Annotated in this window: 2 protein-coding genes; both read right to left on the bottom strand. The window is 70.0% G+C overall.

Annotation, left to right across the window (positions count from 1 at the left end):
• Positions 1-284: 284 nt before the first annotated feature.
• Positions 285-1148: a heavy metal-binding domain-containing protein gene (locus J0695_RS38970; RefSeq protein ID WP_206969592.1), complete on the bottom strand. Its 864-nt coding sequence runs from the start codon at positions 1146-1148 to the stop codon at positions 285-287.
• Position 1149: 1 nt separating this feature from the next.
• Positions 1150-1456: hypothetical protein (locus tag J0695_RS38965; RefSeq protein WP_206969591.1), on the bottom strand; the 307-nt coding region annotated here is incomplete at its 5' end.

Genomic DNA, 1456 nt, shown 5'->3' with positions numbered 1-1456 from the left:
CCGGGCGCCGCGAGAGCACGATGCCCCGCACCTCGTGGCAGACCTCCCCGGTCACCCGGCCCCGGTCCATCCGCAGCGAGAGCCGCTGCTCGCCGAGCGCGACGTCCAGTTCGGCGACCGACCCCTCGCGCCCGGCCACGCGTTCCGCGACGGAGCGCCTGCGCTTGATCCGTACGGCGCCGGGCGGCAGCGAGTCCGCCAGGTTCGCCGACAGCACGCCGGCGTAAAGGTTCAGGTCCGCACTGTCCTGGCGCAGCGCCGCGGCCAGCAGCTCCACTTCGCTGTCAGCCATCGAGGCCCAGCACCATGGTCGGCCGTTCGATGACGTGGTCGTCGCGCAGTGGGCGCACCGCTGTGCCGATGGCGAAGAACTCGGTGGTGTGCGTCCCCCACGTATGCGAGTGCTGCCGCAGCTGTACGGCCACGATCCCCTCGGCCTCCAGTGCTTGTCCCTCCGCCTGCATACGGCTCATCGCCAGCTCGCGTGCGTCGTAGAGGGCCTGGGTGAACGGCTCGATCTCGACGTTGCGGCCCGTGGTGCTCATCGCCTGGGCGAAGCGCTGGTGCGCCACGTGGTAGACACACGACCCCATGACCATGTCGAGCGGCGCGTACCCGGCCCGGATCAGTGTCCAGAAATCCTGGCCCGACAGGTCCGAAGTGAACGGCTTGCCCTTGTTGTTGAGCCAGGTCCCGCCCTCGCCCGGGTCCGCACCGTCCGCCTTCACCGCCGTGCCGACGGCGATGAACTCGGCGATGTCCGAGCCGAACTCCTTGAACTCGATGTCCAGCCGCACGCCCACGATCCCGTCCGCCCCCAGAGCGCTCGCCTCCGCCTCCATCCGGCTCATCGCCAGCTCGCGGGCGTGGTACATGGCCTGCGACAGCTTGGTCAGCTCCTGGTTCTTCGTCCACCGGCCGAGCTGGATGCCGACGTGGTAGACGGACGAGCCGAGGACCAGGCCGAGCGGACGGAAGCCGGCTTCGCGCACCAGCAGGAACTCGTTCACCGTCAGGTCCGAGGTGAACAACGAGCCCTTCTCCCCCGGTTGGAGCTGCGCGAGCCGCCGCATCGCGTCCTGGGGTATACCCTCGGCAGCCGACTGCGCGGCTCCCCCGCCCAGTTGTCGCCCCGTTCGCTCGTTCATGTCAGCGCTCGCGCTCCAGTCTCATGATGGTCAGTGGCCCGGGCCCGGCGGGCCGCTCGGAGCGGCGGAACCGGGCGATGGAGGTGCCGACGAAGACCGCCTCCGCGTGGAAGTCGTGCGCGTAGCCGAACGAGGAGCACTCGCTCTCCCGCACGCTCAACTCCACGTCGTCCACCACCACCCCGTCGCCGCCGTGCTTCGCCGCATCGAGGGCCAGCTGGTTCCGGGCGTCCTGGCGGACAAGGCTGATCAGCTGGGTATAGCCGTCGACCTCCTGGTTCCCCGCGGTCCAGGTGATCCGGCGGGAG

Origin of the sequence: Streptomyces beijiangensis, assembly GCF_017315755.1 — a bacterium.
In the GTDB taxonomy this organism is placed as follows: Bacteria; Actinomycetota; Actinomycetes; order Streptomycetales; family Streptomycetaceae; genus Streptomyces; species Streptomyces beijiangensis.
Note: the sequence above shows the minus strand (reverse complement) of the source record. Positions and strands in the feature narration are given on the sequence as shown.

Excerpts from the sequence above, each read along its gene's own strand:
- J0695_RS38970 (WP_206969592.1), bottom strand. The coding sequence starts at position 1,148 with ATGAACGAGCGAACGGGGCGACAACTGGGCGGGGGAGCCGCGCAGTCG.